Source organism: Parageobacillus caldoxylosilyticus, assembly GCF_019272935.1.
In the GTDB taxonomy this organism is placed as follows: Bacteria; Bacillota; Bacilli; order Bacillales; family Anoxybacillaceae; genus Saccharococcus; species Saccharococcus caldoxylosilyticus.
Genome location: NZ_CP040553.1, coordinates 2,230,157 through 2,244,398 on the forward strand (window position 1 = coordinate 2,230,157; position 14,242 = coordinate 2,244,398).

Below are 14,242 nucleotides of genomic sequence, written 5' to 3' on the forward strand. Positions count from 1 at the left end.
GGGTTCCATTCTACCAACTATCATACCGATAGCGGAAGAAGGGAGCGCTTAAGCAGCCTGACTACCTGTAGTGTTCCCTGTACACTCCAGAAATACACGCAAACGAAACCGTTCTAGATTTCGATAGCTATATGCCCGGCGTTTGATGTTTTTGATCTTGTGATTCGTCCCCTCGATTCGGGCATTCGTATATGGGCACAAAAAGTAGGAAAGAATAGGCTCCTTCCACCTTTCAAGAGTGTTGGCTGCTTCCTGAAAAGAAGCAAAAGGGCTCTGTTTGGCTAACTTAATCCATTCTTCCAAGCGTTCCTTTGCTTCGTTATATCCATCGGTTCGGTAAAAAGCCCGAAACAACTCTTTCAGATAATAAGCAATGGAAAGTACCGGATACTTCTCCAAGATATCGTCTAATCGAAGCCGTTGGTCCTTACGAAGCTTTTCACAGCCTTTTAAGAGAAGATATCGAGCCTTTTTCAATGGAGAAAATTCCTTTCTTGCTTGATCTAAGACTTGTATCACTTTTTGAACCACATGGTACTTATCGATGACAATCGAAGCAGATGGAAACAGGGCACGAACCGCCTTATGATAAGGTTCCCACATGTCAAGAATCACCGTTTGGACCATTTCTTTCGACAGGACATTTTGGCTCAACAAGTTGATGGCGGAATCACATTGGCGATCAGCATGCATTCCCATGACCGATCCGGCTTTGGCATCCATCAATACGGTTTCATACTGATGTCCCTTTTTTACAGCGATTAAGCACCATCTCTTCTTGAGAAGATGCTTCTATCGCTGTTTGACGCTCTTTTGCTTTTTTCGATGCAATGAAGTAATAGATGCGCTCCAATGTCGTATATGGAATACGGTGCTTTCGGCTAACCTCTTGAATGGTGGAGCCTTCACAAAGTTCATACAAGTACTCACAAAATCGATTGGTGTAGTGTTGATTGGGTTGAATCGATTCCAAAGAGGCGGAAAACACTTGGGAACAATTCCAGCACCGATAGCGCTTTACCTTTACGAACTTTACGAACAAGTACACCGGCTGATGGAAAATCGCCAAATCCCGTACTTTTCTTGTCCGTCTGTCGTGGACAGAGGAAGTGGAAAACCCACAATGAGGGCAACGTTCCTGTGTCTCTGTTTTCTCTACATGAATCGCATAACCATAGGAAAGAAGTTCTTGTTTAATAACTTTAAATTCTGGCAATCCTAGTGGTATAGAAAGCACTTACGAGACCTCCTTAATGTTTATTTCACTGCTAACATTATTGCCAGGATCTCGTTAGTGCTTTCTCTTTTTTGCCACTAAATCACAAAATTTGGTGATGAACCTTAAATATTAAATTAAAAATATCAAACTAAAATATTGAGGTGACTTATTAATGGGAGATGCACAAAATATATTTAATCATTTTAAATTAGAAGAGAAAGTCCCCATATCAACAGTTGAGAAGTATAAAGAGAGAATTCCTGCAGAAGTTGTTGATATTTGGAAACAATACGGTTTTGGTAGTGTATTACAAGGTTATCTAAAAATAGTGAACCCTGATAAATTTCAAGATCTTTTAGAAGACGTATATATACGATATCAAGAAGCCATTCCGTTGTTCGCTACATCAATGGGAGATATAATCGTTTGGGAAAAGGGCAGATATTTAAACCTGTTGAATTTTAGAAAAAATGAGGTACATGTTATTTCAGCTGGATTTGATTTTTTCTTTGAGGATTTCAACGATGAGGCCTTTTTAGATGAGGAATTAAATTGGTTTCCTTATCCAGAGGCGGTTAGGAGATATGGGGAACCAGAGTTTGATGAATGTTTTGGCTATGTACCTCTTCTTGGATTAGGTGGGCCAGAAAAAGTAGAGAACTTGAAAAAGGTTAAACTGATTGAGCATATTTATTTAATCACCCAATTTATGGGACCTATAGAATAAGTATTAGAATCTCTTAACTTGGTCAATCAATATTCAGCAAAACATTATCATTAGTTATTAGATTACTTCTATTTTCAGCCTTGATGGGTTTTATGCCTTTCAAGGTTTCTTTTTTGGCGGAGGATACCCAGTGCCGAATAAGCCACTTTCTTCGTTACTAACAAAATATAACCCTAATTGTAAATTAGCATATTAATTTCGTTATCTTTTTTCAGATTTTTTGGGGCTGTTTTCTGAAATCGCGCCAATCTTCATATTTATCCTGTGCAGGTACTCTTTTTTATGAAATGAGAAAGGAAATTACCTAAATTTAGCGAAAGATAGAGGAGCTGCAATGACGACGATTCGAGTCAATCCGTAAGAGCTGGAAGCTGTAGCCGAGCATGTCCCTGATGCGGAAGACGCCTGCTGTCGTGCTCGGACCTCGCTTTCGTGGGAATTTCCATCGTTGGTGATGAAGATTCCCGGCATTAGCACTGATGCGATCGATAGTCTCAGAGATGATCTGATTCATTAGCTCGACCGTAATGAAGAAAAGCTAAATGAAGCGGAGGAATTACTGTATCGAACAGCTGCGGTCATCAGACAGGCAGACCAAACGCTCGCTGACAACATGAAAGAATTTGGTCTGGAGCTTAGTGGCTGGTATGATGTGCAGCGATTGTTTGGAGAATACGACCCTATCACCGGAGAACGGATTTCAGGATGGGACTGCTTGGTTGCGGGAGGAATGTTATTGGCTTCTTTTGTTCCTCCGGTCAAAGGAGCAGGCATCGCCGGTAAAGTGGGGATTAAAGGAGTGAAAGCGGCCGGAACCACAGCGGATGTTTCGAAATGGATTTCGAAAACGAAAAACGTCCTGAATGTTAATAAAATCAAAGGGGTCTTACAAACGATCTATCACCAAGTCATCAAAGGACCCATCAATGCAACGATCCGCTCGTTCAAACAGCAATGGGAGCAACTTCCCGAAAATGTTGGCTCTGTCCTAATGGAACCACAGCCGGCCTTGGCAGGAGTCGGCGGTCCGACATCCCGCATGTGGATGAGCGGGGCCGAGAGGGGAACAAAAGGAACGACGATGAATATCGTCGGCAGAACGGGAGCTAGTAAGGGTATAGGCAAAGCAGATCCAGATTTAATACGGAAGATCGATGTTGATTTTCTTGATAGGATGGAAGCTGCTGGCGGACATACTATAGATAGACGTGTGTCAAAAACAAACGAAGAACTTATTAAAAGAGCCATTCAAGAAGATGCAGAAGCAGCTACTACGTTTACCAATAAGCAGATAGCCATTAAAGCTATTCAGGAAAACTTGCGCAAGAATGCCGATGATATTGCGAAATGGCTAAATGAATCTGATACGGGAAGAAAAATATTCGATGTATCACACAATCATCCAATAGGAAAAGGGGTTCTTAGAGATAAAAAACATGTCGTTTATAACCTAACCAATTCTAGAGTAGTATTGATTAGGGATTCAACACAGGAGCTAGGATTCAGAATATTAACTGCATTTCCTATTGTTAAATAAAAATAGAGGGTGATATCATTGAACGAGGATCTGAAGTACGATACTTTTTAAATATTTTCTTGAATGTTATTTTAACCCAAGTGTATATGCCTTCAAGATTTTCTTATTTATCGCATGCGTTGAACGATGTCAAAGACCGTATTGGAACATCTAAAGATGGTCAAGGAACTGGATAAAGATAATAAAAAAGGATAGGCGCCCAAAGCATTGGCACCTATCCTTTCGTTTTGCTCGGCATTACGCCTTTGTCGTCACGTCATCCGGAACTTGCAAGCCAAGCCCTTCGGCAACGCGGCGGCCATAGTCAGGATCGGCTTTATAGAAGTGGCGGATTTGCCGCAATTTAATTTCTTCTTTCGTGACTTGTTTCATCGATTCGACGATGTTTTTCACTAAGCGGGCTTTTTCTTCTTCGCTCATGAGACGGTACAAGTCGCCGGCTTGTGTATAATGGTCATCGTCATCATACGGCACGCTTTCCGCCAAACCGGATACCGGGAACGGCGTTGTTTTATGCTCCGGCACTTCTGTCGGCCCGCCAAAGCTGTTCGGTTCATAGTAGACGGAACCGCCGCCGTTATTGTCAAAGCGCATAAAGCCATCGCGTTGGTAGTTGTTGACTTCAACACGCGGACGGTTGATCGGCAGCAAGTTATGGTTGACGCCGACGCGGTAGCGGTGTGCGTCCGCATAGGCGAACAAGCGCGCTTGCAGCATTTTATCCGGCGATGGTTCTACGCCAGGGACTAGGTTTCCAGGCGAGAATGTTGCTTGTTCGACTTCGGCAAAGTAGTTTTCCGGATTGCGGTTTAATACCATGCGGCCGACTTCGATTAACGGATAATCTTTATGCGACCAAACTTTTGTGACATCAAATGGATTGAAACGGTATGTTTTTGCGTCTTCTAGAGGCATGATTTGCACATATAATGTCCAGGATGGATAATCGCCGTTTTCAATCGCATTAAATAGATCTTCTGTATGGTAATCTGGATTTTCGCCGGCGATTTTTGCCGCTAGTTCCGGGTCCATGTTTTTGACGCCTTGATTGGTTTTAAAATGATATTTCACCCAAACCGCTTCACCGTCTTTATTCACCCATTTGAACGTATGGCTGCCGTAGCCGTTCATATGGCGGTATGTTAGCGGAATGCCGCGGTCGCCGAACAAATACGTTACTTGGTGCAGCGATTCTGGTGACAAGGACCAGAAATCCCACATCGCTGTTGGGTTTTTCAAATGGGTGCGCGGATCGCGTTTTTGCGTATGGATAAAATCAGGAAATTTAATCGCATCACGAATGAAGAAAATCGGTGTGTTGTTGCCGACGATGTCATAGTTTCCTTCTTCGGTATAAAATTTCACAGCAAAGCCGCGCGGGTCGCGGACAGTATCAGCGGAACCAAGCTCGCCAGCGACGGTAGAGAAGCGGACGAACACAGGCGTGCGTTTGCCGACGCCGTTAAACACTTTCGCTTTTGTGTATTTGGACATATCGTTTGTTACTTCAAAATAGCCGTGTGCACCTGCGCCTTTCGCGTGAACGACGCGTTCTGGAATTCTCTCTCTATTGAAGTGTGCTAGTTTTTCAAGAAGATGCACGTCTTGGATTAATGTCGGGCCAGGAGAACCGGCCGTAATCGAGTTTTGGTTATCGCCGACAGGAGCTCCCCAGCTGGTCGTCAGTTTTTTTTGCTCTGCCATTCTTCATTCTCCCTCCGTTCGATTTTCCTTTCACCAATAAATGATAACATTTCTCAAACAAAAGTCAATACTTTTTTATAATTATTTTAAATAGATATATATACTAAAAAGAAAATAAGTAGTATAAAATATTAATTTTCCATTTTGTCACTAAATTTTTCTTGCAAAATCGCTAAAAAGTGATGAACGCTTTTGGCAACATAGCGATCTTTTTCAATGATTGCCGCTGCTTCTGCCTCAATGGAAGAATCGATGATATCAAGCACGCAAATGTCTGGAAGGCGGAAAAAAGAAACGGTCGATTTGGGGACGATGGTTGCGCCGACCCCTTTGGAAACGAGAGAAAGCAAAATCGTCGCATCAGGGCACTCGCAAATGACTTTTGGTTCGAAACCGTGGCGCCGGCATTCATGAATGACGAGTTCGTATTGTCCTTTTCCTTGGATGCGGTGAAGAAGAAGGAGAGGAACGTCGACAAACTCTTTCATATGCATATAACGTCTAGAAACGTTCCATTGCTTCGGGAGGACGGCGACATAAGGGTCGCTTGGCAAGCGAATCATTTCATAATGATACGAATCAATAGGAAGACGGACGATCCCAATGTCAATTTCCCGCTTCTTCAATAACTCACAGATAAAAAAACTATCTCCTTCACGCAGATGAAATTTCACATTTGGAAACGACTGATGAAAAGGCTGAATGATTTCCGATAAATAGAAAAAGCACGATTTGACACAGCCGATGGATAACACTCCATTTGTTCCTGCTTCGATTTCGCGGACTTCTAAAATGGCATCCTCTAACTGCTGAAGCAGCTGTTTTGCTTTTTCATATAAAATTTTTCCTGGCTGCGTTAACTCCAGCTTTTTTGCGTTTCGGTCCAATAATGTAACCCCTAACGTTTCCTCAAGCTGTTTGAGCTGCTGGCTTAATGGAGGCTGTGCCATATGCAGCTTTTTTGCCGCTTTTGTAATTTGGCCTTCCTCGACGATCGTCGTAAAATATTTTAAATGCCTGATATCGACCATCTTTCTCCCCCCATTAACATATATTTTTTATATGGCAAAGCAATATTTTTTATATTTTTCATATATGAAATCATATGTTATATTAATTTCAAAGATTCAGGAAATATACGATTAGAAAGAGAGGTGGGCAAGCCGATCGGTTTAGAAAGCGCTTACTATTGCAATTATACATGAACTTGGAAAAAGAATGTAGGAGGGAGCCAACAATGCCTGCAAAAACAGGGAAGGAATATATCGAACGGCTAAAAAAGGCGAAAAGCAGCGTTTATATTCACGGCGAAAAAGTAGAAGACGTAACTGAACATCCCGCGTTTAAAAACGTCATCCAGTCAATGGCCCGTCTATATGACCTCCAATATGAAAAGCCGGACAAAATGCTTTATACGTCGCCAACGACAGGGAATCCAGTCGGCATGACGTATATCCAGCCGAAGACAAAAGAGGAGTTGATCGCCAGACGGGAAGCGACGCAGGAATGGGCGCGCACTTCGGCGGGCATGATGGGCCGTTCGCCAGACTACTTAAACGCGGAAGTGATGGCGATGGGCATCGCCAATGATCTTTTCGCCGAAGATGATCCGCTGTTTGCCGAGAATGCGAAAAACTATTACGAATACGCGCGCGAAAACGACATCAGCCTGACACATACGTTAATTCACCCGCAAATGAACCGCTCGAAAGCCCTTCACGAACAAAAAGACGCCAACGTTCCATTGCACTTAGTAGAAAAAAGAAAAGACGGCATTATCGTCAGCGGCATTCGCTTGCTGGCAACGCAAGGTGGCATTACCGATGAAATTTTAGTCTTCCCGTCTACGGTCAAAAAATCGGGCTCAGGGGAAGATCCATATTCGCTGGCCTTTGCAATCCCAAATAATACGCCAGGGGTTAAATTTATTTGCCGCGAAGCGTTTGATTACGGCAGAAACCATTGGGATCACCCTTTAGCTTCACGCTTTGAAGAGGGGGATGCGATCGTTTCCTTTGAAAACGTATTCGTGCCGTGGGAGCGCGTGTTTATCTGTGGAAATTCATCTATTTGCAACCGGACATTCCGCGAAACGAACGCGGTCGTTCATATGTCCCACCAAGTGGTGGCGAAAAATATCGTCAAAACCGAATTTATTCTTGGTGTAACGCTTTGCATCATGGATGCGATCGGCATCGACCAGTTCCAGCATGTCAAAGACAAGGGAACGGAAATTATGCTCGTGCTCGAGACCATGCGCAGCCATTTGTATCGCGCCGAACATAATGCGAAACCGGACCGCTGGGGAACCATGACGCCGGATTTTGCCGCTCTTGATGCGGCGAGAAACTGGTATCCGCGCATTTATCCGCGTCTTGCTGAAATTGTCCGCATTCTAGGCGCTTCCGGAATGATGGCGATTCCGACGGAGGCGGATTTCCAACATGAAGAGATTGGCGATATCGTGCGGCGCGCTATGCAGGGAGCGAATATCGATGGATATGAGCGCGTGCAATTGTTCCGCCTTGCCTGGGACATGACGATGAGCGCGTTTGGCAGCCGCCAGACACATTATGAATATTACTTTTTCGGCGATCCGATCCGCATGGGGATGGCTTATTTCGACGGTTACGAGAAAGATTACTATAAAAATTTAATTTATGAATTTTTAGGAACACCAAAAAGCGTCCATATTCCAGCCAATACCCATTTAAATCCGTAAAGAGTAAGGGGGAGAGATGACATGACATTTTCCATTATCCGCTGTGCAAGAGCCGTATTGCATGTGACCGATTTAAACGCTTCCCGCGATTTTTATGAACGCGCATTGGGATTTGTCGTGACGGAAGCGGACGATATGCATCTATATTTGCGGGGATTAGAAGAGTATCATCATCATAGTTTGGTGCTCAAAAAAGCCAAGCAGCCCGGGGTGGAAGCGATCAGCTATAAAGTTTATTCCGAAGCGGACTTGGAAGAGTTATATCAATTTTTTGCCGAAAAACAAATGAACCCGAAATGGGTGGAAGCTGGTGAGCAACGCGCCGTCGGAAGGGCTTTCCGCGTTCGGGACGTATCAGGGCTGCCGCTGGAGTTTTTTGCGAACATGGAGACAGTGGAGCGCTTGTTGCAGCGCTATGATGTATATCGAGGGGCTCGGGTGCAGCGCATTGACCATTTTAACTGCGCAGTGACGGATGTGCAAAAAGCGTACGATTTTTATGTAAACGAGCTTGGCTTTGCCTGCTCGGAATATACGGAAACGGAAGACAAAAAATTATGGGCTGCCTGGCTGCACCGCAAGCAAAATGTGCACGATGTGGCATTTATGAATGGAAAAGGACCGCGTTTGCATCATATCGGCTTTTGGCTTTCCGACCAGCTTAGTCTGATTCACGCATGCGATGTGCTTGCGGCGATGGGATATGCGTCAAGCATTGAGCGCGGGCCGGGGCGCCACGGGCTTTCGAACGCCTTTTTCCTTTATTTGCGCGACCCAGACGGTCATCGGATTGAATTATACAATGGCGATTATTTAACGAGCGACCCGGATTTTAAGCCGATTCGCTGGGATATTAATGATCCGCGCCGACAAACGTTCTGGGGTCATCAGGCGCCGGACAGCTGGTTCGAGGAAGCATCGATCGTGCTGGATGTGCATAGCGGCAAGCCGGTTGAAGTAGGGGAGCCTGCGCTCGAGCAAATGAAACCAACTTTTATCATCTAAGAGAGAACGATGGTTACCATTGTTGCTATATGGATAGCCTGTCTACAGTGAAAAGTATGAAACGAATATCATATATGATTAATAGTTGAAAACATATATAATTTTATATATAATATAAACAAAATTCTGACAATGAAGCAGTGAGCGTGAATCGCTAGGAGGTTATGGCTTATGACCTATGAAGAAGTAAAACAAAGACTGCGGGGATCGATCACCCCCGTTATTACGCCTTTTGACAGCGAAGGGAATATCGATTTTGAAACGTTGAAAAAATTGATTAACTGGCAGATTGAAAGCGGAAGCCACGGCATTTCCGTCACGGGTACATCCGGAGAGCCGAGCTCACTGACGCTGGAAGAGAGAAAAAAAGTGATGGAAACGGCCAAAAAGGCGATTAATGGAAGGGTGCCGTTTGTGCCGGCAACCGGTTCGACCAATCATGACGAAACGCTGGAACTGACGAAATTCGCGCAGGAAATCGGGGCGGATGCAGCGATGGTCATTGTTCCTTACTACAACCGCCCGTCCCAGCACGCGCTTTATAAACATTTTAAAGCGATTGCCGATGCGGTCGATATCCCGATTATTATTTATAACATTCCCGGCAGAACAGCCGTTAATTTAGAAGTGCGCACGATGGCGCGCTTGGTTGAGGATTGCCCAAATATCATCGGCGCGAAAGAGTCGAATAAAGATTTTGAACATGTCAACCGCGTTCTTTTGTATTGCGGCAGAGATTTTCTCTTATTCTCGGGCATTGAGCTATTATGCTATCCGATGCTGGCGATTGGCGGTGCGGGATCGATCAGCGCCACGGCCAACGTCGTTCCGGAAAAAGTGGCGCAAATGCATAACGCCTGGTTCGAAGGTGATGTAAAGCGAGCACAAGACCTTCATTTTGAACTGATGGAACTAAATGATGTGCTATTTATTGAAACAAATCCGGGTCCGGTGAAAGCGGCGCTTGGAATGATGGGAAAAATTACACCGAAACTGCGCTTGCCGCTGGATTTGCCGAGTGAAGAAAATCAAGAAAAAATCCGGAAAACATTGGTGAAATACGGGCTGTTAACCGAAGTAACGTCGTAACGGCGAAAGCGTGGTGAAACAAGATGGCTAAGGCGTTTTTTCGCCTAACCGGCATTCCTCATACGATGGAATCCGAAGTAAATGTCCAAAAGAATACGGTTATGATTCATGGAAAAGAATACGATGCGTGCCGGCTAAAATGGGAAGCACCGGAAATCGGCGCGATTTACGGTGTGCTTTTAAACTATAAAGACGAATGGAAAAAATTCCGCGAACAAATGACCAAACCGCCATATCATCAACCGCCTAAAGCTCCCATTTTGTATATGAAACCGGCCAATACGATCAACGTGCATGGCGGATGCGTGCCGCTCCCAAAAGGGGTGTATCAGCTGCAAGTCGGAGGAGCGCTCGGAGTGGTCATCGGCCGAACCGCCACAAAAGTCCGTAAAGGAGAGGCTTTCGATTATATTGCCGGATATACGATCGTCAACGATGTCGCGATCCCGCATGAAGCGATTTACCGTCCAGCTGTCAAAGAGCGAGCAAGGGACGGTTTTGCCCCGATCGGACCATGGATTATCGAAAAAAATGAGATAGATCATCCAGATGAACTGGATATCCGTGTTTTTGTCAATGGACAGTTAGTCCAGCGGGATAATACGAAAAACTTGTTGCGCCCGATCGCTACCCTTTTAGAAGAGATTACAGAATTTATGACGTTGTACAAAGGCGATGTGCTGCTTGTCGGCGTGCCGGATGATGCGCCGCTTGTGCAGGCGGGCGACCATGTGCGCATTGAAATCGAAGGAGTTGGAAGTTTGGAAAATATCATTGTTCCGGAAGGAGACTGGGTAAAGGAGACAGGATATGATGAAACGTGCACGCATAGCGTTTAACGGAGCGGTTTGTGAAGCGGTCGTTGAAGAAAACGGGCAGCTTCGTTTGCCTAACGGCTGGGTTGTAAAAGAGGAGGAAGTAGTGTGGCTTCCTCCTGTAGAACCGCGCACCATTTTTGCGCTCGGGCTAAATTATGCCGATCATGCCAGCGAATTGTCGTTTTCTGCTCCAAAAGAGCCGCTTCTTTTCTTCAAAGGAAGAAATACGTTAATCGGCCATCGCAGCAAGACGCCAAGACCCGCCGATGCGACGTTTATGCATTACGAATGCGAGCTCGCCGTTGTGATTGGCAAAACGGCGCGCAATGTGAAGGCCGAAGAGGCGTACGACTACGTGCTCGGCTATACCGTTGCCAATGATTATGCGGTTCGCGATTATTTAGAAAATTATTATCGACCCAATTTCCGCGTGAAAAACCGCGATGCTTCGACGCCGCTTGGACCATGGATCGTGGATAAAGCTGATGTGGACGATCCCATGAACTTGATGCTGCGGACATATGTGAACGGAAACATCGTGCAGGAAGGAAATACGCGCGACATGATTTTTACGATTCCGTTTTTGATTGAATATATTAGCAGCTTTATGACATTGCAAGCAGGAGATATCATTCTGACGGGCACTCCGAAAGGAGCGGTGAACGTAGAGAGTGGCGATGAGGTGGTAACGGAAATTGAGCGAATCGGCCGTTTAATCAATTACGTTGTCTAGCAAAGGAGACGGATCGATGCCTCATTTCATTTTAGAGTATACCGATAATCTTAGCGAAGAAGCGAATATTCGCGAGCTATTGCGGAAAATTCATGAAGTATTGATTTCACGTAGCGATTTGTTTCCGATCGGCGGCATTCGCTCACGGGCGATACCATTAAAAGAATATTACGTTGCCGACGGCACGGAGGATGACGCGTTTGTGCATGGTACGCTGAAAATCGGCGCCGGCCGCTCGGAGGAAGATAAACGGGCGGTATGCGAAGAAATATTCCGCGTGATGAAAGAACATTTCGCTCCATTGTTCGAAAAGCGTTATTTGGCTTTGTCTCTAGAATTATATGAATTTAGTGAAGCAGGGACTTACAAGCATAATAATATTCATCAGCGCTACCGAAAGCGATAATGGCCAGGAGGGGAATATATGGCAAGCAAAATAAGCAATGTGCTTCATTATATTAACGGTGAGTTTGTCGAAGGAACCGCAGGAAAATGCTTCGAAAATATCAATCCTTTTACGAATGAGCCGATTAACCAAGTCGCAGAAGGATTCAAAGAGGATATTGACGCGGCGGTCCGTGCGGCGAAAGCAGCGTTTGAACATGGGCCGTGGCGGACGATGTCCGTTCATGAAAGAATGAAATACGTTTTACGCATCGCTGATCTTATCGAGAAATACGCGGATGACATTTCTTACTTGGAATCGCTAGATACGGGGATTCCGATCAGCCAGGCGCAAAAACAGGCAGCCCGCGCGGCGGAAAACTTTCGCTTTTACGCCGAAATGGTAAAAACCCGCATGGTCGGGGAGGCGTATCATGTCGATGGACAATTTCTTAACTATACGATTTATAAACCAGTTGGTGTCGCCGGGCTGATTACGCCATGGAACACGCCGTTTATGCTCGAGACGTGGAAGGTGGCGCCGGCGCTCGCGACCGGCAATACGGTGGTGCTGAAGCCGGCGGAATGGTCACCGCTTACGGCCAACAAGCTGGCGGAAATCATCCACGAAGCGGGGCTGCCAAAGGGAGTGTTTAACGTCGTCCACGGCTTTGGCGAAACGGCAGGTGCCGCGCTTGTCGCCCATCCTGATGTCCGCCTCATTTCCTTCACCGGCGAAACGAAAACAGGGGCGGAAATTATTAAAAACAGTGCCGATACATTGAAAAAGACATCGATGGAGCTTGGCGGAAAATCGCCGCTAATTGTGTTTGCGGATGCCAATTTGGAGCGGGCGCTTGATGCGGCAGTTTGGGGCATTTTCTCCCTCAACGGCGAACGATGCACCGCCAACTCCCGCCTGTTTGTCGAACAATCGATTTACGATTCGTTTGTCGAGAAGCTAAAAGAAAGGGTAAACAATATTGTGATCGGCGACCCGATGGATCCAGCGACCGAACTCGGACCGCTGATTCACCGCGATCATTGGGAACGGGTTGTCAACTACATCGAGATCGCCAAGCAGGAAGGTGCGGAAGTGTATGCGGCAAGCGTGCCAGAGGAGCTGAAAAAAGGAAACTTTGTTCCGCCTACGCTGCTGCTAAACTGCCGCAATGACATGAAAGTGGCGCAGGAAGAAATTTTCGGTCCGGTAATGGCAGTCATGTCTTTTGAAACGGAAGAAGAAGTAATCCGCATGGCGAATGATGTGAAATACGGACTGGCGGCATACGTGTGGACGAACGATATGAAACGCGGCCATCGTATCGCCCAGGCGCTCGAAAGCGGCATGGCATGGATCAATTCACAAAACGTCAGAGATTTACGCATCCCGTTTGGCGGCACGAAGTACAGCGGGCTTGGCCGAGAAGGCGGGCATTACAGCTTTGATTTTTACACGGAAGTGCAAGTCGTTCATGTGGCGATCGGCGACCATCCAATTCCGAAATTCGGGAAAGCGAAGCAGCCTTCCACCGCTTCTGTCGAACGGCGATGAAAAGGCGTGCTTGTAAGCATATCACATATAGTATTATGATGATAGTATGGAAGCAAAAGTAAAAAACAAAACGAAGATTGCCTATGAATATATTCTTTCTCGGATCGAAAGCGGCGTCTACGGACCGGGATACCGGATTGTCATTGATCAAATTGCCAGAGAGCTGAATTTAAGCAGCATTCCGGTTCGCGAAGCGATCCGCCAGCTCGAAGCAGAGGGATGGATCCAGTATAAACCTTACACTGGCGCCGTCGTCAGCAATATTAACGAGAAAGAATATGTAGAAACGTTATCGGTTCTCGCGGTATTGGAAGGATACGCCACAGCGCTGAGCTCAAGCAATATGAAGGAGGGGACGATTCAGCAGCTAACCAAATTAAACGAAAAAATGGAGCAGGCGCTGCACGAATTTGAGTTTGAGCTATTTAGCGAACTGAATTACGAGTTTCATTCCCTTATTTACGAACATTGTGGCAATGCGTATTTAGAGGAGCAAATTAAGCAAATTTGGCAGCGGATGAGACGAATCCGCGCCTATGGTTTCACCTTTGTGCCGCAACGGGCGAAAGAATCGATTAAAGAGCATACGGAAATTGTTCGTTTATTAAAAGAAAAAGCGCCGCCGAATGAGATTGAACACTTTGTCCGCCAACATAAGTTAAATACGGCTGAAGCCTTTAAACAACGCTAGCCTCTTCTTCATTCCACTAAAGCAGATCATGCTTTAGTGGAATGAGGAGTGAAAAGTT

Annotated in this window: 11 protein-coding genes and 2 pseudogenes; 10 read left to right on the forward strand and 3 right to left on the reverse strand. The window is 45.5% G+C overall.

Annotated features, from left to right (window positions below; translation table 11 throughout):
- Positions 1–48: 48 nt before the first annotated feature.
- A pseudogene (locus BV455_RS20810) lies at positions 49–1,237 on the reverse strand (ISL3 family transposase).
- Between the two features lie 154 nt (positions 1,238–1,391).
- Between BV455_RS20810 and BV455_RS11260 the strand changes: the two are divergent.
- The gene (locus BV455_RS11260) at positions 1,392–1,946 is read left to right on the forward strand and encodes a T6SS immunity protein Tdi1 domain-containing protein (protein ID WP_042412400.1); all 555 of its coding nucleotides are present in this window, start codon (positions 1,392–1,394) and stop codon (positions 1,944–1,946) included.
- Between the two features lie 364 nt (positions 1,947–2,310).
- Positions 2,311–3,483 (forward strand): annotated as a pseudogene (locus BV455_RS11265) (RNase A-like domain-containing protein).
- 237 nt (positions 3,484–3,720) lie between these two features.
- Here the strand turns inward: BV455_RS11265 and katA are convergent.
- Both katA and BV455_RS11275 read right to left on the reverse strand, forming a co-directional pair.
- Positions 3,721–5,187: a catalase KatA gene (gene katA, locus BV455_RS11270; protein WP_017434727.1), complete on the reverse strand. Its 1,467-nt coding sequence runs from the start codon at positions 5,185–5,187 to the stop codon at positions 3,721–3,723.
- 131 nt (positions 5,188–5,318) lie between these two features.
- A complete protein-coding gene (locus tag BV455_RS11275) occupies positions 5,319–6,218 on the reverse strand; it encodes a LysR family transcriptional regulator (RefSeq protein ID WP_042409114.1) in 900 nt (299 codons plus the stop codon).
- Positions 6,219–6,424: 206 nt separating this feature from the next.
- Here BV455_RS11275 and hpaB point away from each other — a divergent pair, with 206 nt between their 5' ends.
- The 8 genes from hpaB (at position 6,425) to BV455_RS11315 (ending at position 14,184) form a co-directional block, all read left to right on the forward strand.
- Positions 6,425–7,909 carry a 4-hydroxyphenylacetate 3-monooxygenase, oxygenase component gene (hpaB, locus tag BV455_RS11280; RefSeq protein WP_042409112.1) on the forward strand — a complete coding sequence of 495 codons (1,485 nt, stop codon included), beginning with the start codon at positions 6,425–6,427 and terminating at the stop codon, positions 7,907–7,909.
- Between the two features lie 21 nt (positions 7,910–7,930).
- Positions 7,931–8,914, forward strand: coding sequence for a 3,4-dihydroxyphenylacetate 2,3-dioxygenase (gene hpaD, locus BV455_RS11285; RefSeq protein WP_042409109.1), 984 nt, complete (start codon positions 7,931–7,933; stop codon positions 8,912–8,914).
- A gap of 171 nt (positions 8,915–9,085) precedes the next feature.
- Positions 9,086–10,003, forward strand: a complete 918-nt coding sequence (gene hpaI, locus BV455_RS11290; protein WP_218687210.1) for a 2,4-dihydroxyhept-2-ene-1,7-dioic acid aldolase — start codon at positions 9,086–9,088, stop codon at positions 10,001–10,003.
- Positions 10,004–10,026: 23 nt separating this feature from the next.
- A complete protein-coding gene (locus BV455_RS11295; protein ID WP_017434732.1) occupies positions 10,027–10,842 on the forward strand; it encodes a fumarylacetoacetate hydrolase family protein in 816 nt (271 codons plus the stop codon).
- Positions 10,817–11,554 carry a fumarylacetoacetate hydrolase family protein gene (locus tag BV455_RS11300; RefSeq protein WP_026078429.1) on the forward strand — a complete coding sequence of 246 codons (738 nt, stop codon included), beginning with the start codon at positions 10,817–10,819 and terminating at the stop codon, positions 11,552–11,554. The genes BV455_RS11295 and BV455_RS11300 overlap by 26 nt, the downstream gene beginning before the upstream one ends.
- 16 nt (positions 11,555–11,570) lie before the next feature.
- Positions 11,571–11,960 (forward strand): 5-carboxymethyl-2-hydroxymuconate Delta-isomerase, encoded by a 390-nt coding sequence (locus BV455_RS11305; protein ID WP_017434734.1) that lies wholly within the window; start codon positions 11,571–11,573, stop codon positions 11,958–11,960.
- An 18-nt stretch (positions 11,961–11,978) separates the two neighbouring features.
- On the forward strand, positions 11,979–13,493 hold the full coding sequence (gene hpaE / locus BV455_RS11310) for a 5-carboxymethyl-2-hydroxymuconate semialdehyde dehydrogenase (RefSeq protein WP_017434735.1): 1,515 nt from the start codon (positions 11,979–11,981) through the stop codon (positions 13,491–13,493).
- 46 nt (positions 13,494–13,539) lie between these two features.
- A complete protein-coding gene (locus BV455_RS11315) occupies positions 13,540–14,184 on the forward strand; it encodes a GntR family transcriptional regulator (protein ID WP_017434736.1) in 645 nt (214 codons plus the stop codon).
- Positions 14,185–14,242: the final 58 nt, after the last annotated feature.